This is a genomic window from Caldicellulosiruptor changbaiensis (assembly GCF_003999255.1).
Classification (GTDB): Bacteria; Bacillota; Thermoanaerobacteria; order Caldicellulosiruptorales; family Caldicellulosiruptoraceae; genus Caldicellulosiruptor; species Caldicellulosiruptor changbaiensis.
In genome coordinates this window covers 176,013-199,715 of the sequence record NZ_CP034791.1, presented here as the reverse complement: position 1 = coordinate 199,715, position 23,703 = coordinate 176,013, and the positions used below count along the sequence as shown (strand labels likewise).

The window sequence follows — 23,703 nt, the reverse complement described above, 5'->3', positions numbered from 1 at the left end:
TCTCCCCTTTTAAAAACTAACTTATGTTTAAATAGCAGCTACTATTGGAACAACAAAAATCTCATCACCATGCTTTTCTACTTTTACATCTATGCCATATACCTTTGAGATTATATCAGCCCTTATTACTTCTTTCCCACCTGATGCAAATATTTTTCTATCTTTGATGAAGATGAACCAGTCAGAGAACCTGATGGCCAAGTTTAAGTCATGTAAGATTACAATTACTAAAATCCCTTCTTGCATTGAAAGTCTTTTTAAAATCTTCAAAACCTCTATCTGATTCTTCAAATCAAGGTTATTTATTGGCTCATCCAAAAGCAACACTTTTGGCTCTTGGACAAACGCCCTTGCAATCACCACTTTTTGAAGCTCTCCGCCGCTTATCTCATCTAAGTATCTGAAAGCAAGGTGTTTCAAGCCAAAAATATCAAGTGCCATCTCAACCTTCTCCAAATCTTCTGAAGAAGGGATAAGTCCTGTAAAATGCGGCTTTCTCCCAAGAAGTATTGCCTCATACACTGTTATTCTGTTTGTAGTGTATCTTTGCGGAACATATGCAACACTTTTTGAAAGCTGGTGTAAAGAAAAACTATTTGCGTCCTTGCCGTCTATCAGCACAACTCCACTTTTGGGCTTTAAAAGCCTTGCTATGCATTTTAAAAGTGTAGATTTTCCTGCACCGTTGTTTCCTAAAATTGACACAAACTCTCCTCTTCTTGCTTCAAAACAAATCCCATTTAAGACCTGAAAGTCTTTAAAGCTAAATTCAAGGTTATCTACTTTCAGCATTTTTCATACCTTCTTTCCGCGGATTAAAAGATACATAAAAAGCGGTGCACCAAGGAAAGATGTCACAGCGCCAACTGGCAAAACAACTGGCTGTATTATAAGTCTTGCTACTGTGTCTGACAAAAGAAGCAAAAACGCACCTACAAGACCAGATGCCATAGTCAAAAACCTCTGGTCATTTCCTATAAACCTTCGTGCTATGTGAGGCGCTACCAAGCATATAAAACCTATAATTCCTAAGAAGGATACAATCACAGATGTTATAAAGCTGCTTACTAAAATCCCAAAAAACCTTGTTCTTTCAACATTCACACCAAGGCTTTTTGCAACATCTTCGCCGCTTGCAATTGCATTGTAGTTCCATGAATTTGCCAAAAAATACAACCATGCTAAAATTACAAAAACCGCCATAATCTTTACATCATCCCATGTCGCTCTTCCAATATCGCCAAATGTCCAGAACACAAGCGCAGCAATTTTAACATCAGATGCAAAATACTGAATTATAGTTGTTGCGGCAGAAAAAAGAGAACTCAAGGCAACTCCAGAAAGCACAACTGCCTCTGGTGAAAACCTCTTTATTTGTGCTAAAGCAAGTACTACTCCAGTTGATAACATTGACCCCAAAAAAGCACACACAACGACCACTGATGGATGCAAAATGGTAACAGAGTCAGAGGCGGCAGAGGATGCTACCCCGCCGCCCAGCACAATTATTCCAATTGCCGCACCAAACGCAGCACCCTGCGAAATTCCAAGAGTAAAAGGAGATGCTAAGGGATTGTGAAAAAGGCTTTGAATTGCAGCTCCTCCAATTGCAAGGCCAATCCCTGCCAAAATTGCCGCAACAACTCTTACAAGTCTTATGTCAAAGACTATAAGAGCTGTTCTTGCATCACTTTTTCCTAAAAAAGCCTTTAAAACATCAGAAAAACTCAAATCCGATGAACCTGACGATATTGCATATACCGAAAGAAGCACTGTCAAGATAGCAATAGTAGTTAAAAACAGCACTTTCTCAGCAACAAGCTTTTTGTACTGGGATTTTAGTTTTTGGTGTTTCTTTACTTCTTGAGTCATCTTCATAAAACCTCTTTGCTCTTAATTTTTAGTCAAGCTTTATTTTCACAAACCCACCAAATTTCTTTGCCATCTTGGTATAAAGCGGCTTCCCTAAGAAGAATTTGTAAATCTCATCTGCTCGCTTGATTGGGTCAACATCTTTGAATCTGTCTGGATACACAACCTTTGCAATCCAGAATGTGTCTGCTAAAACAGTGTCTATATTAGTCCAATAGAAGTTGTAAGGAAGCTGACCGTAGACTTTGCCATATTTGAAAGCTGAAAGTGATTTATAAAACTCAGGGTTTTTCTTGTAATCCTGTTTTACAAGATCCAAATTTGCCTCGTCAATAAATATAATGTCAGGGTTCCACTCTAAAATCTTTTCTTTTTCAACCATGAACCAGCCTTCTTTGTTTGCCTGGTCTGCGACATTTACTGCGTTTATGGCCAAAAATGGAAAGTACTTGCCCATTGTGCTTTCAAATCCATGCCCGCCTTTGAAACTGATAGCCCCAACATACACCCTTGGCTTTTTAGAAGCCGGGATATTTCTGGTTCTTTCATTGAAAAATGCCTTGCACCTTTGCATATAGTTTATGAGGTCTTCTGCACGCTGCTGCTTTCCTACAATCTTTCCAATGATTCTGAGCGATTTGTATACATTCTCATCAAAAAGAAGCTTTGTACCATAGTCAAGTACCACAACAGGAATCTTTGTTTTTGCTTGAAGAGCATCTGCCTTTGCCCTGTCTAAAAAACTTGCTGCAAAAATAACATCTGGTTTTACAGAAATAAGTTTTTCTGGATCAGGGGATGAGTCTGCCCCGCCTTGGCCAATTGTTGGAAGTCTTTTGAGCTCAGGATATGCCATGATATATGTTCTTGAACCTTCTTCCCATGCCTTTTCTGCATTTTCAACTCCAACTATATTTTTTGTTCCATTGACATACAAAACAAGCCTGAGTGCCCCAGGTCCTATCGCAACAATTCTTTTGTTTTTCTTGTTTTCAATCTCTACTTTTCTGCCAAGAAGGTCTGTGATGATAAGCTTTTGAGAAGACTTTACTTGTTTTGCATAACCTGAGAGTGCAGCAGAGGCAATCAGAAGTAAAACGCTTAAAATCAATAAAAAACTTACTACCGTTTTTCTTATCAAGTTAAAAGATTTACTTTTCATCATTTTATACCTCCTTTGTATATATTTGTGATAAAATAATAAAAACCCACCAAAGGTGAAACCTTCACCCTTCGTGGGCTTTATGTTTATATGCTTTATATCTATATAATTGAGAGTTTCTTAGATTTTTTGTATGTACCAAATAACAATCTAACTGTTGAGCATCTTCGTGATGCTCAACAAGTGTATATTATAATTTATAGACTTTTCTTTTTCAAGACAATTGCAAAAATTTCATCATCATCGATAATTTTTAAATTTAAAAAATATCTCTTAGCAATCATTTTAATATAGCATGCACTGGGCAGAAAATGATTATTCACGGGAGCAGGCAAACTTTTGTGAAGTTGATTAATAGCCTTTCTTGACTGTGAATGAGCAATTAAAAGAATTCCACCATTTTTAAGCATTTTATGCAGCTGTTTTAAAACCTCTTTTTTGTCTTCAAAATGTGGAAATACCGAATAACAGATTATGTAATCAAAATAGTTTTTGAAAGTCAGTAAATTGACATCTTCAACTATAAACTCAACATTTGGAAAATCCTTAACTTACTCTTAGCTATCTCTATCATCTTTTCTGAAAAATCGACACCAAAAATTTTACCTTCACTCCCAACCCTTTTTAACAAATGTTCTGTCAAAACACCTGTACCACAACCCACATCTAAAATATATGAACCTTTTTTAATTCTTAGAATACCTAACAAAAATTCTATCTTGTCAATATCATGCTTTACAAGTGCATCCCATTTATCTGCTAAACTGTTAAAATATTCTTTTGTGTTCAACATAGAAGTCCTCCAACTGTAGACTTTTAATCTTATTTAAATTTCTGATTTCATCCTATAATCTCAATCCAAGCACAAATCGTGTGAAACTTCTCAATATCTATTTATAAGTTTTTCCCTAATTATTTTCGCACATTTTTTAGCTGTAGTAAATATCTTTGCACTATGTGAGAAATTAGATTTATTTTTAACCTGACTTTTGCAGAAAGTTGAAATAAAATTAGTTTACAATCCCATGAAAAATATTAGTAGACTATTTAAGTTTTGGTCAAAAAGTTATACTGAAATTATTTTTTTCGGTTTTTTCAACAATTCCATTTGTTTAAACTCTCCATATGAAGAAAATAAAATTTATTTAATTTGCCTATTGCGTTTTTTTTTGATATAAGTATTTATAGCTATTTTATCCATTGAAAGGAGTTGATGACTATTATTATACTAAACACTTCTTAAATACTTTAATCCTATTTATTCTACCGGGAGGTTCTAAGTTGTTGCACAAACATAAAAAGCTTTTTTTACTGTCAGGTGCTATCTTTGCAATATTATCATCAATACTTGCTGCTAATCTCTACATGAGTAATAATCCTTCTACCCAAAACCCACTACAAGCCTATAAAAAGCAAATTGTTCCCTGGAGCTACAAAAAACTTGGTATCACAAAAATATGGAAACTTACCAGAGGTAAAAAGGTTAAAATTGCTATTCTGGATTCTGGTATTGACCTAAATCACCCTGATTTAAAAGGTGCAAATATTATCAAAACTATTAACTTTATTGAGCCAAACAAACCCGCTTTAGATGAAACAGGACATGGAACCTTTATCACTGGTATTGTTGCAGCTCAAAATAACAACTTTGGTATTGTCGGCATTGCACCTGAAGCTGAAATCTTCATCTTGAAAATCTTAAATAAAAAACTTGAAGGAAAAGTTGACCTCGTTGTACGTGCTCTTGACTTTTGTATAAAAAACAAGATTGACATTGTAAACATGAGTTTTTCTACCTCATCTGATAATCCAAAACTCAGAAAAGCTGTTATAAAAGCAGCAAAACATGGAATAATCATTGTTGCCTCGGCAAGAAATTCATTTGGTTCAAAAGCAGGCTTTCCTGCATCATACCCCGAAGTTATATCTGTTGCTTCTGTCAACTGCAAAAACCAAATATCGCAGTTTTCTTCTCAAGGCAAAATTGATTTTTGCTCTTATGGTGAAAATATTTTGTCCACAGCCATAAACAATAGTTACAAACTCTCAAGTGGAAACTCTGTTGCTGCTGCACACCTGACAGCAATTATCGCTCTTATCTTAAGCAAACCAGAAAAGTGGAACCTAAATCCTAAATATGGTATTAATAAAGACAAAATTTATAATGTGTTAATAAAGCTTTCTGAAGACCTCGGTGAAAAAGGTAAAGATAATATATTTGGCTTTGGTCTTGTGAAATTCAAATAAAAAGAGTTCGGAGGGGTGTTTAAAATGAAAAGTACAATGAAAAGAATATTAGCTATCATTGTTTGTATTAGTTTTATATTAACCTTTTTGCCTATCAGTTCTGTCAGCTTTGCAAAGCCAAGATATGATGTTTGGAAAGATAAAATAAAGGTCTATGATGTTGACAAAAAAATTAAAACAGCAGAAGCTGAGTATGAAGGATACAAGTATATTGCTACACTTGATAAAGATACAAACGAGATAAAATTAAAAGTCAAGCCAATCAAAAATAAAAAGTTTGATAAAAGTTTGGACACATCAATCCCAGAAGAAAGAAACTTTTCTGTAAAAGTAGAATACTTTGATGGTGAGAATTTGAAAGCAAAATTGATTGATGAAAAAACAAAGGAAGAGTATAATATTGGTGATTCGGATACTGTTACGGCACAGTTTGTTATTGATATTTCAATAGCCTTAGGACTTGCTGAAATTCTAACAGCAATTTTATTAGCAATTGGTAAAATAATTGTTTTATTTGGAGAAAAATATGTAGAGGCAAGTGAAGTAATTGAAAATGTTAAAAACAGAAACTATGATTATTATAAAGCAGCAATAAAAAATGGTATTCTTTATATCGGTCCAGCAATAGATTATTCAGAAGCTTATATGAGAGTATATAATTGGTTAGATGTTTTCTGTAAATATAAAATCAAGGCTAAAAATCTTGCTGATTCAGTAGCAAAAAATTATATCACATTTGGTGGATATGTTTATGGACCAGAAATTCATGGAAGCATGCCTAATTATTTTTATCATTATCATATTTATATGAATAAGGATACTAAAATTCCTGCTCATATTTTTTATCTTTTATATTGAAATTTTTCAAATAGCTTTCTTGAGGGTTGTCATTATTAAATACTTCTGGCAACCCTCATTGCCAAAAATAATTGAAAATTAGGAGGGAATTTTTAAAATAATGTTTGAAATTCCTGTATATGATTTATCAGAAATGTTAAACAATTATCATAAAATTACATATAATCATTATAATTTTTTTGCTAATAAAGACATGTTATCTTTTCATCCTATTTATCAAAGTTGTAATAATATACTGTTTGTTATGGAAAAGAACGATATACTTGGAAGTATTATTGAATCTATTATAGTTTTATCCTTTAAAAATGGCAAGGTCGAACAAACTATTAGTTATAAACTCAAAAATAAAATATCTCAAATAATTTTTTTTGATGAGGAGAAATTTACTCTAACTGGTTACACAATAACCTCAACTAGTACTAAAGTTAGTGAAATTAGAATATATAGTGTAGATTTAGCAAAAAAAGAGGAGAGCTTGTTGTTCAGTTTTATTATGGAGTTTTCTGAAGAAAATGAAAACAAAGATATGCTTATTCCATCTACAACTCACGTATTGGCATTAAATGAAAGATATATAATGCTAATAAATAATTGTGAAAATTTTAAAGATAAATTTGTTCTGATTATTGACCTATATAATAAATCTGAATTTTATCTTGATGCATTTATAACAGATAACCACTATATTTGCGAAATTTCATTCGCAGAAATAAAAAAATTCAAAAACAGAAATTATCTATTTATTAAAACTGGTAGAATTAGCTCAGATGAAAAAAGATACTATTTTAATTTAGGTGAAGATATAATTAATAAGATTGAAACTTTACTGATTATTCCTTGTGAAGAGTTAATTCAAGATTTAATCAGCGGTGTAATGCCTGCGTTATCTAAATATATAATTGATAAAGTTGAGTATTCTGAAACATTAAGTTTTTTAAACTATGGAAAACCTAATTATGGCTTTTTTTACAGTATAAAAAGTCATTCTCTTTATATCGATTCTCCATTTATACCTTATGTAAAAGAAAATTTTTTGACAAAAAGAACCGACATCTTTACTTACAATCTAGAAACGAAAAAAAGAGCTTTTATAGGGTCCCTACCTTTTCCCTCAGAAAAAATACGTCCAGTATATATAGAAGAGAATAGATACTTTTTATTATATCGTCCTTTCCATACTTATTTACTACCAATTAAAAATTTTTTTATAAAACATTATATAGGAACCAATGAAATTTCCTTCTTCGAACTACCAATTAATATTCCATATAAAGAACAAATTGAAGAGTTTTATCTTTTAAAAAACTGTTCCATTTTTGTCACAGTTAATCCAGAGGAAAAATATACATATATTTATTTAAACGATAATGAGTTAATAAGAAAGATATCATATATGGAAGAATTTTTCTCATTAATTGTAAATTCTGAAACAGAAGAACTAAATGCTATTATAATATATCCAAGATTTTTAATAAAACATGACTCTTGAGTTTATTGTCCTTAATAGTTTTTATAAAAGTTTTAGTTAGGTTGTTGAATAAAAAATATTACCAACAATACATAAAATAAACAAAAGTTATTGATTCCATTCATAAGCGAAAGAAAACTTCTTACCTTCTAACTTTCTAAGAAGTTGCTCAAATAGAAAAGTAATTAGTATCCAATCAATATACCTTTTATAATTTCTAAATCCCTTGAGCCTCACATTCTCAAGATTATATTCACCTTTTAATTTGCTAAATAGTCTTTCAATCTTTGTTCTCTGCTTGTATAGCTTTTTACCCTCTTCAGTTTCTAAAAATCTTATGTTCTTGCTTCTAAAACTATTGCTAACATTGTTTTTATTTTTCATGTTTCTTTTGTTTATCCCAGCAACAAATTTAACTTTAAGCTCATTTGCTATATTAAACCATCTGCTACAATCGTATCCCGCATCTGCTAATACAATCTCACAGCCAAAGCCCCATGCCCTATACAAAAGCTCTTCTTGTCTTGAGTCATGTTCATTTGCCCCTGTTAAAATCCAGAAAAGTGGTATTACTTCTTCTTTACCTGTACACAAAAGATGTAATTTGTATCCCCTGAAAAATCCTATTGTAATATGTATACCTATTTTTGCTTCTGAATCATTTTTGGCACTTCTCAGCGGCGTAGAGTCTACTATCGCTATACTCATATCAGGTTCTATCTTAGCTATTAATATGTCTTTTATATCTTGCATGTATTCTTTTTCTATTTTTCTTGACAACTTTGCAAAATATGAATAGTCCGGACTTTCTTCTATACCTACTACTTGCTTAAACTCTGTGTCTTGATTTATTCGATATTCTAATTCTCTGAAACTCTTTATCCCCTTTTTAACTTTATAAACCAAACAAGCTATTATCTGAAACAGATTAAATTTCCTCGGTCGTCCCCTTCTATTTTGCTTTATCTTCCTCGATAAAACTTCAGTAACCTTTTTTATTACAAAAAGCAGCTTTAAAAATTTCTTATTTTGTGCTTTAATATTCTTAGTCATCTTTTTCCCCCTTGTGTTTTGTTGTGGTTTTCTCTTAAATTAAAATTATAACACAAGGGGGCTTTTTTCTTTTGTTACTATGTTTACTCTATATGGTTATTTCTTTTATTCAACAACCTCAAGTTTTAGTTAAAAAAAATATAATTATTTAGGTTGTTGAATAAAAAATATTACCAACAATACATAAAATAAACAAAAGTTATTGATTCCATTCATAAGCGAAAGAAAACTTCTTACCTTCTAACTTTCTAAGAAGTTGCTCAAATAGAAAAGTAATTAGTATCCAATCAATATACCTTTTATAATTTCTAAATCCCTTGAGCCTCACATTCTCAAGATTATATTCACCTTTTAATTTGCTAAATAGTCTTTCAATCTTTGTTCTCTGCTTGTATAGCTTTTTACCCTCTTCAGTTTCTAAAAATCTTATGTTCTTGCTTCTAAAAACATTCTTAACATTGTTTTTATCTTTCATGTTTCTTTTGTTTATCCCAGCAACAAATTTAACTTTAAGCTCATTTGCTATATTAAACCATCTGCTACAATCGTATCCCGCATCTGCTAATACAATCTCACAGCCAAAGCCCCATGCCCTATACAAAAGCTCTTCTTGTCTTGAGTCATGTTCATTTGCCCCTGTTAAAATCCAGAAAAGTGGTATTACTTCTTCTTTACCTGTACACAAAAGATGTAATTTGTATCCCCTGAAAAATCCTATTGTAATATGTATACCTATTTTTGCTTCTGAATCATTTTTGGCACTTCTCAGCGGCGTAGAGTCTACTATCGCTATACTCATATCAGGTTCTATCTTAGCTATTAATATGTCTTTTATATCTTGCATGTATTCTTTTTCTATTTTTCTTGACAACTTTGCAAAATATGAATAGTCCGGACTTTCTTCTATACCTACTACTTGCTTAAACTCTGTGTCTTGATTTATTCGATATTCTAATTCTCTGAAACTCTTTATCCCCTTTTTAACTTTATAAACCAAACAAGCTATTATCTGAAACAGATTAAATTTCCTCGGTCGTCCCCTTCTATTTTGCTTTATCTTCCTCGATAAAACTTCAGTAACCTTTTTTATTACAAAAAGCAGCTTTAAAAATTTCTTATTTTGTGCTTTAATATTCTTAGTCATCTTTTTCCCCCTTGTGTTTTGTTGTGGTTTTCTCTTAAATTAAAATTATAACACAAGGGGGCTTTTTTCTTTTGTTACTATGTTTACTCTATATGGTTATTTCTTTTATTCAACAACCTCTAAAAAAAATATAATTATTAAGTACAAATTACCTAGAAAATAAATTTAAAATATCCCATGCGATAAAATTTAAAACTGTTTGTTACAGAAAATGAATTGAAAGAAAACAAAAGAAAAAAACAAGACCTTTAGCATTGGAATTTACTTATGCTAATGAGTGTAATATCCAAAAGATAAAACTTTTGCAGAGGATATAGGTCTATGGGGGCTGAGATTTTAATAGTAAATGTATGATATACCAGCCATGGTAAAATATACATTATACAAGTTTTAATATATAACATCAAGCTTTGTATATAAATTACCATGTCATATTTTCTTCCCGTAAGATAACTTAGTAGGGTTGTTGTAATTAAAACTACAACAACCCTATGTCTTATGTTGAAAACAAAATAAGGAATGGAGTGAGCATAGCAATATGTCTAAAATTATGATATACAATTTAAATGAATTATTTAATATTTTTGGAAATCCTACTAATTTTGATGTTTCTTCATTATTAGCAAAAAACATTAATAATGTAAGTGTCATTTATCAGAGTAATAGTTACGTGTTATTTACCATTAGCGATTGTTATGATACCTATAATATACAATCAATTATAATTGTGGCATTAGAAAATAACAATATTAAAGCGACTTTTACTCATATCATAAAAAACGAAATTTCAGAAATAATTTATTTTGATGAAGAAAAATTAAGCTTGCTTGGTTATTCAGTAAAAGCCATCTCATCAAATTTAGTCGAATTGAAAATATTTCAAATTGATTTAATTAAGAATGAAGAAAAAATAGTTTACAGATATACTTTAGATTATTGTGAAGAGAATGCAAATTTAATAAACCACATACCCATCCATGTATGTGCTATAAATAATAGATATATTATGGTAATAACTCCAAATATTGATCATTTTAAAAATAAAATTGCTTTAGTTTTTGACATCATAGGAAAACAACAGATTTTTATCGATCCTTACATTATAGATGAGCACTACATTTATGAATTATTAGACATGTCCGTTGTAAGCATTAATGGCAAAAAAAATATATTAATCAAAACTGGACAAATATGTTCATTTGATAAAAGAGTATTTTTCTATGCAAAAAAGCAATATTTTGTAAACTCAACAGAAACTATTATAATTATACCCTGTGAAGAATTAATTCAGAATTTAGTCAATGGAAAATTTAAGTTTACTAAATACATAGTAGATAAAGCTGAGTATTGCGAAACATTAGATTTCCCAATTAAAGCACGTATTTATAATCCATATTATTATGCAAACAACAAATCCTATTCAATCATATACTATAAAGAAAATTTCATAACTAAAAAAACTGATATTATTTCATACAATCTGGAGACTAAAAAGAGCTCTTATATTGGTTCTTTACCATTCCCGTTAGAAAAAATACCTCCAATATACAAAGAAAAAGATAAACACTTTATTATGTACATTCCTTTTTACCCTCATGCAATTGGAGGAATACCGAGTAAATACTTTATAAAACATTATATTGAATCTAACCAACTTTCTTTTATTGAATTACCAATTTCAATTTCATCAAATGAGATTTTAAATGAAGTGGAGTTTTTTAACAATGATACAATTATTGAAACAAAAAACTTTGAGTCAGGACAAAATCTTATATATTCAGTAAATAATGATATGCTTATTGCAAAAATAGGCTATGGAGAAAATTACTTATTTGTTTTAAACCCTAAAACAAATGATCTTAATGCGATTATGGTTTATCCTCGATTTTTAAAAAAAAGTTAAGAAGTTGTTGAATAAAAGATATAACCATTGTAAGTAAAAATATCCATAGGAGAAATAAAAAAATATCCCCCTTGTGAGTTGGAGTAGTTTTTACAAATTAAAATTATATCACAAAGGGGGAATTTTTTCTTCCGTTACTATATTTATCTCATATGGTTATATCTTTTACTCAATAACCTAAGAAGATTATTATAAACTGGTTAAAATTGTTTATAAAAAAATAGGCTTAGCAGAGCAAACCACCCTGCTAAGTCCAAATGTCTACTTACTTATTTTGATTGATTTGAAGAATTCCTTGCTGAAAAGCCTCTCATGCCTCTGCCGTAGCCAATACCTCTACCTTGCCCAATACCCTGCTTTTGCCCATTTCCACCACCAAATATTCCATCCCCAGTTTGTGGTCTGTTTGCGTAGCCCTGTCCGTTGCAGCTGTCAATTCGTGCTTTCATCTGTGCCTTTATTGCCTCCGCCTGTTCTTTTGTAATAACGCCATCTTTTACTTTTTGGTCAACTAAAGCACTTTTTGATTGATATACAGCATCCTTAAACTTCTCAGCTGTTACACCTTTTGACAAAGCTATCTGGTAGAAAGTTTGTCCTTGTGACCTCAAATATACAACCTCATCAACTGTAAGACCTGTAAGCTTTGCTACAATTGATGCCATAAACTGAGCACCATATCCCCTTGCCATGTGCAAAACTGTGGTATTAGTTGCTGATGCTGGATTGGTGTTTGAAACACTTGTTGCGGCAAAAGCAGCTAAGTTCAGGGCAAGCACTAATAAAGCTACTGCTACCACAAAACCTATTCTTCTTTTCATTTAAATCAACCTCCCAAAAACTAAAATTTTGTTTTGCAAGTTTAAATATAAAGGTGTTTTGTGAAACTGATGTGAAGAAATTGTGGAGTTTTTGTGAAGAAAAATCTTTTTAAATAAATTGTCTTTTGAAAATGGAGATTTTTTCTTAAATCTTTGGTAAAATTTATTTAAGGAATCATGGTTGTTCACATCTAAAATTCACAAGGAGTGAGTTATAGGTTGAAGATATTGCTGGTTGAGGACGAAGAAAAACTCAGAAAAATAATAAAGTTGTATCTTGAAAAAGAAGGGTTTGAAGTAGAAGAAGCATCGGACGGAAACGAAGCAATCGAAAAATTTCAACCTTCAATGTACTCTGTTGTAATCTTAGATGTGATGCTACCCCAAAAAGATGGCTGGAGTGTGTTGAGAGAAATAAGGAAAAAGGATGATACGCCAGTTATAATGCTAACAGCACGCGGCGAAGACGACGATAAGATATTTGGATTTGAACTTGGTGCTGATGATTACGTTGTAAAACCTGTCAGTCCTAAGGAAATTGTTGCACGTGTAAAGGCAATTTTAAAGAGAACTAAAAAGCCCAGTTCAAATGACATTTTGTTCATCGACAAAGCAGCAAGAGAAGTATATGTAAAAGGTCAAAAAATAAATCTTACTCAAAAAGAATATGAGCTTTTATTGTACCTATATGAAAGGCAAAACATTGCCCTTTCAAGAGAGCAGATTTTAAATAGCGTATGGGGTTATGAATATTATGGGGATCTTAGAACTGTGGATACACATATTAAAAACCTCAGAGAGAAGCTCGGAGATCTCAGAGATTACATTAAAACAGTAAGAGGTTATGGATATAAGTTTGAGGTGAAAAAATGAGAAGGATAAGTTTTAAACTATTGATTTATACTACTATTTTGCTATTTTGTATGTTAGGTTTGAATTTTTTTCTACAAGGTAATATTATAACAAGCAGTTTTAAAGCTAATCTAAAAAATAAAATGATTCAATATGCAAAAGACATTTCTAATAAATTCAAGAATAACCTTGATTATTCAAGTGAAGCAAATAATATAGCTAATATTATAAATGGCAGGGTATCAATATATGATTCAAACGGCAGTTTGATAGAATCTCATGGTAGGTTCATGTTTGGAAGAACAAGGAATATTGAAAGACAAACAATTTTAGATGTTTTATCAGGAAAAACTATCTACCGGACAGACCAAAAAACATTTCAAGGAAGTACATTAATCACCTTAGGAATGCCTATAATTAACAATAATAAGATCATAGCGGCAATATTTATTCATACACCTTTGCATGACATACAAAATGACGTGAGAAATGTCAAAAATCAAATCTTTATCCTTTTTATTGCTGCTCTTTTGGCATCAATCATTGGTGCATATGCGCTTAGCAGTTTATTTACAAAACCCATTCTTAAAATCATTGATGCTGCCAAAGCTATAGCAAAGGGAGATTATAACGTTAAAATTGATGTTAAAAACAAAGATGAAATTGGTGAGCTTGCAAAAACAATCACATATATGGCTCAAAATCTTTCTAAAACCGAAAAGCTAAGGAGGGACTTTATAGCAAATACAACTCATGAATTGAGAACTCCGCTGAGCATCATAAAAAGTTATGCTGAAGCTATATATGATGACATATTAAACAAAGACCAAATTAAAGAATATGCCTACTCAATCATGATTGAGGCCGACCACTTAAATAATCTTATAAATGAAATTCTTGAGCTATCAAAACTACAATCTGGTACTATACAGTTGAATATACAACCTATAAACTTAAAAAGCCTTTTTAATGAAATTATCAGCGAAGTAAACATTATAAAAGGAAATAGAAAGTTTTGGCCTTTTGAAGATGATATCGTAACAAAAGCTGATAGCAAACTTCTAAAAAGGGCTTTTAGCAACATTATTATCAATGCAATTCATCATACAAATGATACAGGAAACGTTTATATAAAAGTTGAAAAAGAAAATGACTATATCAAAGTATCAATCAAAGATGATGGAGAAGGTATTGATGAAGCAGATTTGCCTTATATTTTCAATAGATTTTATAGCAAAAGTGCAAAAAAAGGAATAGGTGGACTTGGTTTGTCAATAGCAAAAGAAATAATACAAATGCACAATGGTGAAATTAGTGTGTTTAGCAAAAAAGGAGAAGGTGCTGAGTTCATTGTAAAGCTCAAAAGTTAACCACACATTAAAATACCGAAATTAAAAGGGGCTGTTCAATACATACCAGCCCCTCAGACTCTTAACAGCATTTTTAATTAGCACTATCTGCGGAATTTTTTTGTTTGTTTAAATATTAATTCTACAATTCTTCAACAATCCTATCCACAATCCTCTCCTGATACCCAGCAAGCTGAAGCTCCTTCATTTTCTGGCAGACGCTTTGAAGCTGAGCACTTTTTACATTCTTTAACATCTCTAAGCGCCTTTCATCTATCTTATTCTGAGATAGGGCCAAAAGATAGTGGTTTTCATCCATACAAAGCGGTCTTGCACCAAAGTTTTGAATTACTTTGTCTGCAATCAAAAGCCCTTCTGGGTCAAAGTCGCCTGAGTACAGCAAAGGTATATCTGTCTTTGCAATGCTTCCAATGATTATCTTTGCTGATAGCCTCAGGTGCCCATTTGTGCACACAGCAGAAATGGCTGGGACTCTTTGCACAATCGCAGAAAATACAGCGGGGTTTTCAACAACCACAAGCTTATTTGAGTATGCAAAAAATCCTTTATAATCCTTTATAGTATAAAGTGGCAATATAATAGGCTTTTTTTGATTGCTAAAGTACTTGAGTCCTTCATCTTCTTTTCCATCTTCAATATACCCGCCAATGTTATACAAAAGGCACCAGTTTGAAAGCTCATCAATTAATATGTTGTTATCAAAAAGCAGTTCTGATTTTTCCTCTGCATTTTGGGGAAACTCTCTACCGTTTATAATACTCAAAAGCTTTAAAAATATCTTTCCTGCATCTTGCTCATCATCAAAAAAGTGAGGGTTGCCTGTAACCCTTGTTGCAAAAATAGCCAAAGTCTCAGGGCTTTGTGGTTTTTTTAAAATTGCTTCTATGACCTTTTTCATTATCTCTAAAAACTCTTTTTGTGAATACTTTTTGTAAAAGCTTTCAAATGATTTGAAATTTTCTTTAAAGGCATTTAAAACCACTGCAGCATTTTCATCTTTGTCAAAATGTGCTGACAAACTTTTGAAAAAGTCTGATACCCTTTCATTTTCTAACTCCTTTTCTTCTTTTTTGGTGATAACCTCTTTTTTCAAAACAGCTGACAAGATGCTTTTAAAATCAAGCCTTGAGAACTTAGTGTCCTGAAACTTTGTCACGGCAAAGTCTTTCACATCAATGACAACCTTCTCGCCTCTCAAAACCCTTCTAAGATACCGTGACAAAGCCTCTTTTTCCTCTTCAGACGGATTTTCTAAAATAATCTTGCCAGAAAATCGCCCCAAAGACCTGTACTTCCTATGAATAAGCTCCAGCGCACGCTTAAATCCTGGCTGCGAAAAGTACTCTACACACTCATCGAAAATCTTATCTTTTGTCATACCTCAACCAACACCTTCTTGTACCCGTTCCAGACATACTTTACTTTTAGAACAGATGGCTGATTGTTCTCTCTCAAAAGCTCATATATGCAAAGTCCTGGCACTGTTTTGTAATCCCCCCACAAAACCTGAGAGTTCATTATATAGTCAAATTCAAGCTTTTCAATCAAATCAAACATATTTTCAATATTGTTCTCATCAACACCAGCAAATGCTTCATCAAGCGCAATTATCCGCGGCGCAAAGTTTGCAGCGCTCTGGTATTTAGCACAAAGTGCTGCTAAGAGTGGGACATAGATGGAGAGTGCTTTTTCACCGCCAGAGAACTTGTCAAATGCATTGTTTGTAAGCTCTTTTCTGCTTTCCCCTACCTTTTGGTAGTAGAGCCTGAACTCAAACCACTGTCTGTAATCAAGAATCTCTTTGATTATCTCATAGAGTGTTGCAAAATTTTCAGGGTTTTCTTGGTACTTTTTTGCTTTTTCTATGCGCGACCTAAAATGCATTGCAATCTTGTTTCTGTCTTCATCTGTTGCGGCAAGAGGGTCTTTGCTTAAAAGCTTTACCAGCTCACCTGTAGAAAGCTCATCCTCTGTCTCTTGTCTTTTCTGTTCCCAAGAGAGCCGGAATGTAAGACCACTTGATGTAGACAAATTTGCCATAAGCTCGTTCATCCTCTTTACCCAGTCCTGAGCAAGCATGATTTTTCTTGAAATCTTAAAGCCTATGTTCTTTGCCAAAACCTCTTCAAAAAGCTCTCTTTCGCTCTCTGTTATTAAGTTCTTTTTTTCAGCAATCTCTGCTGCAATTTCATCCATAAACTGGTAAAGAGAAAGAAATCTTCCCTCTTTTCTGCAAGTCCACAAATACCTTTTGTAGGTTGTCTTGTCGTCCTTCCAATCAACAAGGTCTGCTCCAAACTCTGCAAGCTGAATCTGTGTTGTGTAATGGATGGACATAAGCTTCTGAAATATTGAAGAAAAATCCTTCTGTGAATACTCTTTTAGCTCACCTTCCTTAGACCTTGCAAACTCTAAAAGCTTTTGATCATCTTCAAATTCTATCCCTTTGAAAACAAAACCAAATCCAAGCTCTATCTTAAATGCGGCCAAGGCTAATTTATATTCACTTTCAATTGACTGCAGCTCCTGTTTTGAAAATTCAAGTTTTTGCTCAGCTGCTGCTTTTTGGGAAGTCACCTTAAAAAGCTCTTCATTAAGCTTTTTTCTCTCAGCTGGGATGTTCTCAAGCCGCTCAAATGCTCTTCTTTGCTCATCAAAAAGTCTTTGAGCATCCTCGCTCGAAAGCCTTTTTTCAATCTCCTCTTTGTGAAGTTTTAAAACCTCTAACTTTTCAGAAATCCTGTGAACATCGCCATTTAAAGTATCTACACTTTCTCTTATCTGTTCATATAACCTGTTTAGGCTCTGGTACGTCCTTTCAACTTCCTGCTTGTGCAGCGCCTCAGTCTCAAGACGCAAAAGTAAGCTCGACAGCGCATTTGCATCTTGTTTTGCCTTTGCAAAAACTTCTTTTGAAGATGGCAGTGATAGCTTTGTTGCAATCAGTGAAATTTCATATTTCAGCAGATTTTGCTTATTTGTCAGCTCTTTTATTCTCTCTTCAAGAGCTTCAATCTCAATCTGAAGCTTTGAAATATTTTTCTCAACCCCATCTATCATGTCAAAGGCAGTGTCTAAGTCCGCAGATGTTGGAAAGTTTTTCTTCTCAAGCTCTAAAACCTCAAGCTGGGATTTTAGAAAATTAGCCTCGGCTTTCTTTTCTTCCAACTCTTTTGTAAGATTTTGTATCTCCTCTTCAAGCTGCAAAATTAGCATTTGCTTGTATCTTCGCCTGTTCTCAATGCCTATATACTTCGGCTGTTCATGTGTGGTTGTCTTCCCTTTTAATATGCCATTTCCAAACCGCCCATCTTCGCACACATATATTCCATCATCCACAGGATTTATATGGATACTGTCAATTACAGCTGCAACCTCATTAATCAAACCTTCTGCGTTTTCAAAGTTTGCAACCTCAAGATACTCATTTAATGTGTGAGAAAAATATGCCGGCTTTGGAAAAAGCACAACTTCCTTTTCATCTTCCAAAAGTTCATCAATTTCATTTTTGTACTTTTCTGGCACAATGAGAGCATTTAAAACTCCAAGCTCAAAAAGTGCATCCTCAATCACAGCTTTTAATCTCTCATCTATGCCCGGTTTAAAGTCAACTGCCATGTAAAAAGGTACAAACGGCACACCTTTTTCTAAAAGTCTTTGTCTTACCTTTTTTTGTTTCTCTGAAGAAGGTATAAACTCGTCTTTTTGGCTTTGAATCTCCTCAATCTTTTTCTTTTTGTCTTTAATTTTCTCTTTGAGTAGATTCATTTCAAACTCGAGCTTTCGCAAGTTATCTGAGATTGACAAATAATGTCTGCTATACACATCATTCAAAATCTTCTTTACACCTTCATACTCGCCCTTTTGCGAAATTGTGTTTATCAGCTGAAACATCAAAGTTATATCATCAAGCTCTGCTTTTAAAACCTGGTTTTGGTCAAAATAGCTCTTGATCTTGCTTTTTAGAAGATTTTTGGCGTCTTCAAGCTGAAGAATTAAAAGATTTAACTCGTCTTGGTACTTTTGAAGCTCATTTTTGCTACGGTCAAGTTTTCTAAGCTGAACATCCAAGTCCTTTTGCACATCTTGTAACGTATCATAATTTTTAAGAGCTTTTTCTACTTCAGCTACCGATCTGGCCAGTTCATTTTTAATAATGTCTAAGCTTTTTTGCTCACCTTTCTCAAAAATATCAAGTACATCCGAAAACCTTTGCATATTCAAACTCTCAAGTAGCTTTTTGCTCTGCTCAATATAGTCTTTTATCAGATTCTGAGAATTTAAAAGCTGGTGTTTCGTACGCTTGATGTCAGCATCTGCCTGAGAGAGCCTTTGCATGTGGTCATTTAAACTTGAAAGTTTTAAAGTTTTCTGATTTTCTAAATCTTCAATTTCAGCATTTAGCTCAACATACCTCTGCTGAAGCTTAAATATATCACTTTCTTTTATACTCTCAAGCCTAAACTTCAGCGCCTGTTCTTCCTTTTCAATACTATCAAGACTATTTCTCAGCTTTAATTCCATATCTGTAAGTTTTTGAACGTCACCTAAGAGCATTTCATATTCTTTTGTTGCTTTTGTCAGTTTTTTATGTGATTCGATCAGCTCAGAAATTCTTTGGTACATCAAAAATCTGTTGTACTCATCATACGCTCTTTTTATCTTTTCAAGGCAAGATTGGATTGTCTCTAAGTTTTTAAGCTCTGTCTGGATTTTGTCCATGTTTTCAATTGACTCTGAAAGGCTACGAAGGTCACTTTCTGACAGTGCAGGAAGCGACTCTTGCAAAATAGTGCATATCCTGTCTGGCTTAATATCCCTTGAAAGTTTTGGCGCTCTTACACGAATTATTAAATCTATCAAGTTCTCAAAGTCTTCCACGTTCTCAAACCCAAACAGGATCTTGTTTACCTCTTGCATATAATCTCTTCTGCTTGTAAAGACCTTGCCACCACTGCCAATCAGGTTCTCAAACTTTCTTCTTGTGAGTGGAATCTTTTGCCCGTTAATCTTTTCATAGAAGAATATATCAATCCCAAACCTTCTGTTGTCTGTCAAGACAAAATACCAGCAGTCAACACCTGAGCCTCTTTTTGCTCTCATACCCATCCCTATTGAAACAAATATGTTTTCCTTTTTGAACTCCAAAAAAAGGTATGCTGTTGACTCATTCTTCCCTGAGATATCCTGTTCTCCTAAGACATAGTCCTCAAGCTTTCTTGCATTTGACCCGAAAGAGTCAAGCCTGGATGGATGATAGTTGCCGTCTAAAAGAAGGGTTATGAAACTCTGCATTGTGACAGACTTTCCAGAACCGTTTGGGCCGCGAATCAACATCCTGCCCTCGTAAAAATCAAAATATTCCTCATCATAGTACCAGTAGTTAAAAACACCCGCTCGGGATAGCACCCACCTGTGTTCTTTGCTCATCTTGAATCAAAAAACCTCCATCTTGTTCTTTTTTCAAAATGCTTTTTCTTTAAATACTCTCTTCACCTTCCTCTGAAACTTGGTACTCGCCAACCACTTTAAGATATATTGGATAGATTACAACAAATCCGTCTTCTTGCAGTTTTGCAAATCGAAGTTCACACAAAAACTTCAAAAACTCGTCAAACACCTTCTCAAAGCTTTTTTCTCGCCATTCCTTGTTCCAGAAATTTTTGTACTGCTTTTGCACATCTTCTAAAATGGACCTTAAAGAAGTTACATGAATCTCCGAGGTCTCATTTGTAGGGTGAAGACTGTATTCCCCCTTTTCTATTTTTGATAAAAGCTCGCTTGCGACCAAAAGAAGAATATCGCATAGGTTGCTATCGTCAGGATAGGTATTTTTATAATTCTCGCTAATAGCCAAAAACGCAAAAGATTTGAATATATGAAAACTTGCCTCTGGCAGATGTTTTTCAAGCTCTGATGTAATGTTAACCTTTTGACGTTTTATATACAAAAGCTCATCCTCATTCTCAAAACTGACACTGCCATCAACAACAAGCCCTCTGTACGCCCTAATCCTTTTGATATCTGATATAGGCTGTGAAATTCCGTTTGTAAACTCAAATTCACTATTTAAAATCTCCTGCCAGCTGCCGTACTCAGTAATACTCTTGGGAAATATTCTCATAAAATATCGCGAAATTCCTGTCGACTCGTAAAGCACCTCTGCCTCACTATTTTCTGCAAACTCTTCCTGGTTCCCATCGTCAATTCTTATCATCCTCATCTTCTCGCAAAACTTAAGCACTCTGATTAGAGAGCGCCTGTTTGAGTAAAGTGTCCAGTCAACCTCTTCATCTGGAAAGTTCATCCTTATATACTCTGTGATGTTGGAAAGCAAAAATTGTTCCTCTGGACCTTTGTCTTCTAAAAAGGCAAGGACAAGGCACAAAAATGCATAGTCTCGCGGCTGTTCAAAATCAAGTATTCCCATACACTCTTTGGGTACAAGCGGCACTTTTTCAAGCTTTACCATGTTTGAGGTTGTTATAAATCTTAAACCCAAGTTTTTTGCAATAAACTCTCTTGTTTCTTTGTCAAGATTTTTTAGCCTGTAAAATGTCTCACTATCCTCTTCTTTCAATATCCAAAAATTCTCAAGAAGTTTCAAAAGATCACTCATATTTTTACTCTTCCTTCTTTGTAAAGTTTTTGTTTACTCATCAACAAACTCAAGGATATACGCTGGCATGTCCATCTTCCCATCAGTGCATTCCAAGATACACCTTTTATCATCTTGAGGTCTTATGACTCTAAACTTTTTGCCAGAGTCAGTGTTTGCCACTTTGCTGCTAAGTCCTCGTGACAGCCACACAAAAAGCCTTTTTCTTACCTCTGGTGTAATCCTGGGAAGCTTTTCAAACTCTATTTTGTTTCCTTTAAGGAGGCTTTGCAAAAGCTCATTTTCTTCTTCAATCTTCTTTTTGTACTCTTCAAACCTTTTCTTCTTTTCTTCAGAAAACTCGCTTGCAGGGACCACTTTGATCTTTTCTCTTATTAATCTTCCTCGTGATTTCAAAGGCACTTTAAAACTTGGAAGGTCAAGAATGCTAATAGTTGTTGATTCGGTGGCTCTTGGAAAATCACCTGTGATATATTTTGGACACATCACACCAAATACAACAGAAGATAACTTATGGCACTCTGATATGTCAAGATTTGAAAACAATTTTGCTAAATGTTTATACTCCTCTGTTCTGTTTATTTTAAGTGTTGAGGACTCTGAAAGCCTTGCTGCATAACTTGAAACCTTTCTAATTATCTGCTGAATCTGCTCAAGAAGTCTTTCTGCCTGCCCGTTTGGACTGACAAACCAATCTTTTATATTCTGCCATCTGCCTTTGATGTAGCTTTCTATAGCACTGCTATCTTTGAAAATATTCTTTGGATGGTCCTTTTCTGCTTGGATTACGTACATCAAAAGCTCATCTACTTTGTGTTGTGGCAAGTTCAAAAATAAAGCCCTTATTCTTGGCAGATAACTTTGAAACATGTCATGAAAATTGTAAAGGTAATGTAAAAGTTTTGACTTATATTCTAAAAACTTTTCTTTTATCATTAGACTTTCATATTCAGAGGATGTCAGCATAGAAATGTACTCTGTATAGCTCTTTTCTATCTCCACAAATGCGCTTGTTAGCTCATCCCACCAATCAACTGCCTGTTTTCGAGGATCTTTCAAAACCGAATCAATGCTAATCAAAAGCCCATATATCTTTTCTATATGTTTTGGGTTTAGCTCTGCTTTTGTTTCCTGTGAATTTTCAAGCTCAAACAAAAACCTTTCTATCCTAAGTCCAATTGAGGTAAGCTCGTACAAAAACCTTTTGTTTTTGAACTCTTGCAAGGTGGCTGTTTTAGAGGTATCTTGGGTAGATTTGAGATTACCCCAGTCAACAAGGCTTTTGAGGTCTTGCTCGCACATCTCTTCTGTGTAGTCAGAAAAGTTTGGAAGAGTCTTTAAAAAGCTGTATATCTCGTCCTTTGTCAGCCTGTTTTTGTACTGCATGTGATTTAAAAAGCAAAACCTCATAATAGCCCTGTACCTTTCTGCATTTGGCTCAGTGAGATATTTAAACTGTTTCATTTGTGCAAGAAGAGGTATTGTAAATTGTGTCATGGCAATTGTTTCATCCTTGATAGGAATTTTTAGTTTATTTTATTATATCACAAAAAAGAAACCCAAAACAAAAAAGCTCTCATTGGCAGCTTGAAACAAAATCAAAGCAATTTCTGCCAACGAGAGCTGGTGCTTTAGCCTTTTTAACTTGCACTAGGGAGAGCCTTTTTAAGCCTGCTTATCTCAACCTCGTGTCTTCCAAGGATTTCATAAAAGACCTCAACGTTTACTCTCTTCTCTTTCAGCTCTTTTACATCTTCTTTTAGAGTTCTGACATCATCCGAAAGCCTTCTTACCGCAAGCTCAACAATTGAGATTCTGTCATCTATGTATTTCTTGAGCTCTTCATGTTCGCGTGCATTTTGCTGCATGTAAGACTCTTGAATCTCAGCCATAAGCTCAAGCTTTCTCTTGAGGTCTTCAAGCATAACAGAGTTCTTGGTTGTCTCAACCTCAAGCTTGTCAACACGTTGCTCAAGAATTCCTATTCTCTGTTCTAAACTTTCGACCCTTTGCTCTAAACTATCAACCCTTTTTTCAAGCATTTCAAGCCTCTGCTCTACTCTGTCAAGTCGCTCCTCAACTCTGTCAAGTCGCTCTTCAACTCTGTCAAGCCGCTCTTCAACTCTGCCAAGCCGCTCTTCAACTCTGTCAAGTCGCTGTTTTACCTCATCTAAGCCTTCATTTATGGTATTAACCCTTTCCAGAACAAGACTTAGCATTTGTTTTATCTCATCCATCCTTTTACATCTCCTTGAGCTGAATTTTAAATTATTATATACAAATATCTCTCAATTGTAAATTAGGAAATATTGTACTGGTTGTATTTTGTGACTA

17 protein-coding genes and 1 pseudogene are annotated in these 23,703 nt (G+C 33.5%); 6 read left to right on the top strand and 12 right to left on the bottom strand.

All coding sequences use genetic code 11. From position 1 onward, the window contains the following. Positions 1 to 27: 27 nt before the first annotated feature. The 4 genes and pseudogenes from ELD05_RS00875 to ELD05_RS00860 form a co-directional block, all read right to left on the bottom strand. Positions 28 to 792 (bottom strand): ABC transporter ATP-binding protein, encoded by a 765-nt coding sequence (locus tag ELD05_RS00875; RefSeq protein WP_127350984.1) that lies wholly within the window; start codon positions 790 to 792, stop codon positions 28 to 30. 3 nt (positions 793 to 795) lie between these two features. Then, positions 796 to 1,872 (bottom strand): FecCD family ABC transporter permease, encoded by a 1,077-nt coding sequence (locus ELD05_RS00870; RefSeq protein WP_127350983.1) that lies wholly within the window; start codon positions 1,870 to 1,872, stop codon positions 796 to 798. Positions 1,873 to 1,900: 28 nt separating this feature from the next. Beyond that, positions 1,901 to 3,034 (bottom strand): iron ABC transporter substrate-binding protein, encoded by a 1,134-nt coding sequence (locus tag ELD05_RS00865; RefSeq protein WP_127350982.1) that lies wholly within the window; start codon positions 3,032 to 3,034, stop codon positions 1,901 to 1,903. Between the two features lie 332 nt (positions 3,035 to 3,366). After that, positions 3,367 to 3,827 (bottom strand): annotated as a pseudogene (locus tag ELD05_RS00860) (class I SAM-dependent methyltransferase); the annotation flags it as partial. 488 nt (positions 3,828 to 4,315) lie between these two features. Here ELD05_RS00860 and ELD05_RS00855 point away from each other — a divergent pair. The 3 genes from ELD05_RS00855 to ELD05_RS00845 all read left to right on the top strand — a co-directional run bounded on the left by ELD05_RS00855 (position 4,316) and on the right by ELD05_RS00845 (position 7,628). Continuing rightward, positions 4,316 to 5,281 (top strand): S8 family peptidase, encoded by a 966-nt coding sequence (locus ELD05_RS00855; RefSeq protein WP_127350981.1) that lies wholly within the window; start codon positions 4,316 to 4,318, stop codon positions 5,279 to 5,281. 24 nt (positions 5,282 to 5,305) lie between these two features. Then, positions 5,306 to 6,139, top strand: a complete 834-nt coding sequence (locus ELD05_RS00850; RefSeq protein WP_127350980.1) for a hypothetical protein — start codon at positions 5,306 to 5,308, stop codon at positions 6,137 to 6,139. Between the two features lie 100 nt (positions 6,140 to 6,239). Continuing rightward, positions 6,240 to 7,628, top strand: coding sequence for a hypothetical protein (locus tag ELD05_RS00845; RefSeq protein ID WP_127350979.1), 1,389 nt, complete (start codon positions 6,240 to 6,242; stop codon positions 7,626 to 7,628). An 87-nt stretch (positions 7,629 to 7,715) separates the two neighbouring features. Here the strand turns inward: ELD05_RS00845 and ELD05_RS00840 are convergent, their stop codons facing one another. Together ELD05_RS00840 and ELD05_RS00835 are read right to left on the bottom strand one after the other, a co-directional pair. Further along, a complete protein-coding gene (locus ELD05_RS00840; protein ID WP_127350942.1) occupies positions 7,716 to 8,660 on the bottom strand; it encodes a transposase in 945 nt (314 codons plus the stop codon). Positions 8,661 to 8,859: 199 nt separating this feature from the next. Next, positions 8,860 to 9,804, bottom strand: a complete 945-nt coding sequence (locus tag ELD05_RS00835) for a transposase (protein WP_127350978.1) — start codon at positions 9,802 to 9,804, stop codon at positions 8,860 to 8,862. A gap of 538 nt (positions 9,805 to 10,342) precedes the next feature. Here ELD05_RS00835 and ELD05_RS00830 point away from each other — a divergent pair. After that, a complete protein-coding gene (locus ELD05_RS00830; RefSeq protein ID WP_127350977.1) occupies positions 10,343 to 11,707 on the top strand; it encodes a hypothetical protein in 1,365 nt (454 codons plus the stop codon). A 269-nt stretch (positions 11,708 to 11,976) separates the two neighbouring features. Here ELD05_RS00830 and ELD05_RS00825 read toward each other — a convergent pair whose 3' ends face one another. Next, a complete protein-coding gene (locus tag ELD05_RS00825) occupies positions 11,977 to 12,528 on the bottom strand; it encodes a DUF2680 domain-containing protein (RefSeq protein ID WP_127350976.1) in 552 nt (183 codons plus the stop codon). A gap of 219 nt (positions 12,529 to 12,747) precedes the next feature. Here ELD05_RS00825 and ELD05_RS00820 point away from each other — a divergent pair, with 219 nt between their 5' ends. Then, entirely contained in the window at positions 12,748 to 13,401 is a 654-nt protein-coding gene (locus ELD05_RS00820) for a response regulator transcription factor (protein WP_127350974.1), read from the top strand. Further along, a complete protein-coding gene (locus tag ELD05_RS00815; protein ID WP_127350972.1) occupies positions 13,398 to 14,750 on the top strand; it encodes a sensor histidine kinase in 1,353 nt (450 codons plus the stop codon). Before ELD05_RS00820 ends, ELD05_RS00815 begins: the two co-directional genes overlap by 4 nt. Positions 14,751 to 14,871: 121 nt before the next feature. On the opposite strand, the gene ELD05_RS00810 is transcribed toward ELD05_RS00815, so the two are convergent. The 5 genes from ELD05_RS00810 to ELD05_RS00790 form a co-directional block, all read right to left on the bottom strand. Beyond that, positions 14,872 to 16,128: a TIGR02679 domain-containing protein gene (locus tag ELD05_RS00810; RefSeq protein ID WP_127350971.1), complete on the bottom strand. Its 1,257-nt coding sequence runs from the start codon at positions 16,126 to 16,128 to the stop codon at positions 14,872 to 14,874. Next, positions 16,125 to 20,180 carry a TIGR02680 family protein gene (locus tag ELD05_RS00805; protein ID WP_127350969.1) on the bottom strand — a complete coding sequence of 1,352 codons (4,056 nt, stop codon included), beginning with the start codon at positions 20,178 to 20,180 and terminating at the stop codon, positions 16,125 to 16,127. The genes ELD05_RS00810 and ELD05_RS00805 overlap by 4 nt, the downstream gene beginning before the upstream one ends. A 49-nt stretch (positions 20,181 to 20,229) precedes the next feature. Further along, positions 20,230 to 21,369 carry a TIGR02678 family protein gene (locus ELD05_RS00800; RefSeq protein WP_127350967.1) on the bottom strand — a complete coding sequence of 380 codons (1,140 nt, stop codon included), beginning with the start codon at positions 21,367 to 21,369 and terminating at the stop codon, positions 20,230 to 20,232. Positions 21,370 to 21,402: 33 nt separating this feature from the next. After that, complete coding sequence (locus ELD05_RS00795; RefSeq protein ID WP_127350966.1) at positions 21,403 to 22,866, bottom strand: TIGR02677 family protein; 1,464 nt, start codon at positions 22,864 to 22,866, stop codon at positions 21,403 to 21,405. A gap of 143 nt (positions 22,867 to 23,009) precedes the next feature. Then, positions 23,010 to 23,606: a hypothetical protein gene (locus ELD05_RS00790; protein WP_127350964.1), complete on the bottom strand. Its 597-nt coding sequence runs from the start codon at positions 23,604 to 23,606 to the stop codon at positions 23,010 to 23,012. Positions 23,607 to 23,703 lie beyond the last annotated feature (97 nt).

Coding starts and splice junctions, on each gene's coding strand:
- ELD05_RS00790 (WP_127350964.1), bottom strand. CDS start 23,606: ATGGATGAGATAAAACAAATGCTAAGTCTTGTTCTGGAAAGGGTTAAT.
- ELD05_RS00865 (WP_127350982.1), bottom strand. CDS start 3,034: ATGAAAAGTAAATCTTTTAACTTGATAAGAAAAACGGTAGTAAGTTTT.
- ELD05_RS00795 (WP_127350966.1), bottom strand. CDS start 22,866: ATGACACAATTTACAATACCTCTTCTTGCACAAATGAAACAGTTTAAA.
- ELD05_RS00800 (WP_127350967.1), bottom strand. CDS start 21,369: ATGAGTGATCTTTTGAAACTTCTTGAGAATTTTTGGATATTGAAAGAA.
- ELD05_RS00850 (WP_127350980.1), top strand. CDS start 5,306: ATGAAAAGTACAATGAAAAGAATATTAGCTATCATTGTTTGTATTAGT.
- ELD05_RS00815 (WP_127350972.1), top strand. CDS start 13,398: ATGAGAAGGATAAGTTTTAAACTATTGATTTATACTACTATTTTGCTA.
- ELD05_RS00825 (WP_127350976.1), bottom strand. CDS start 12,528: ATGAAAAGAAGAATAGGTTTTGTGGTAGCAGTAGCTTTATTAGTGCTT.
- ELD05_RS00840 (WP_127350942.1), bottom strand. CDS start 8,660: ATGACTAAGAATATTAAAGCACAAAATAAGAAATTTTTAAAGCTGCTT.
- ELD05_RS00830 (WP_127350977.1), top strand. CDS start 10,343: ATGTCTAAAATTATGATATACAATTTAAATGAATTATTTAATATTTTT.
- ELD05_RS00805 (WP_127350969.1), bottom strand. CDS start 20,180: ATGAGCAAAGAACACAGGTGGGTGCTATCCCGAGCGGGTGTTTTTAAC.
- ELD05_RS00875 (WP_127350984.1), bottom strand. CDS start 792: ATGCTGAAAGTAGATAACCTTGAATTTAGCTTTAAAGACTTTCAGGTC.
- ELD05_RS00845 (WP_127350979.1), top strand. CDS start 6,240: ATGTTTGAAATTCCTGTATATGATTTATCAGAAATGTTAAACAATTAT.
- ELD05_RS00870 (WP_127350983.1), bottom strand. CDS start 1,872: ATGACTCAAGAAGTAAAGAAACACCAAAAACTAAAATCCCAGTACAAA.
- ELD05_RS00810 (WP_127350971.1), bottom strand. CDS start 16,128: ATGACAAAAGATAAGATTTTCGATGAGTGTGTAGAGTACTTTTCGCAG.
- ELD05_RS00835 (WP_127350978.1), bottom strand. CDS start 9,804: ATGACTAAGAATATTAAAGCACAAAATAAGAAATTTTTAAAGCTGCTT.